The following is a 445-nucleotide window of genomic DNA, read 5'->3' as shown; positions in this document are numbered from 1 at the left end:
TCGTGCTGCGCGGCCTGCTCTCGCCGTTCGCCCATCCGCTGTTCACCGCGCTGACCGGGCTCGGCCTGGCGGTCAGCCTCACCACCGGGCGCCGCCGGCTGGCCCGGCTGGCGGCGCCGACCGGGCTGGTCCTGTCGATGGCCCTGCACGGGACCTGGAACGCCGCCGCCGACCTCGGCACCCACGGCTTCCTGCTGGTCTACGCGGTGCTGATGGTGCCCTGCTTCGCGGCGCTGGTCTGCTTCTCCGCCTGGGCCCGGTCACGGGCCGCCCGGCACCCGGGACGGGACGGGCCTGCGGCGCCGCGGGCCCGGACCGGCGTGCGGACCGCCACCCGCCTCGGACTGCGGTTCGCCGCGCGGCTCGCAGGGTGGCTCGGGGGGCCGGCCGGAGGCCCGTGAGGAACGGATTTCCCATCCGGGCGATCTCCCCGTATTGTTGTGTT

The 445-nt window shown here is 76.2% G+C and carries 1 protein-coding gene; it reads left to right on the top strand.

Annotated elements, in window-relative coordinates:
• Positions 1 to 401 (top strand): PrsW family glutamic-type intramembrane protease (locus BI06_RS11005; RefSeq protein WP_043467263.1); only part of this gene is annotated, 401 nt, incomplete at its 5' end.
• Positions 402 to 445 lie beyond the last annotated feature (44 nt).

The sequence above is a fragment of the Kitasatospora sp. MBT66 genome (assembly GCF_000710405.2).
Classification (GTDB): Bacteria; Actinomycetota; Actinomycetes; order Streptomycetales; family Streptomycetaceae; genus Kitasatospora; species Kitasatospora purpeofusca.
Note: the sequence above shows the minus strand (reverse complement) of the source record. Positions and strands in the feature narration are given on the sequence as shown.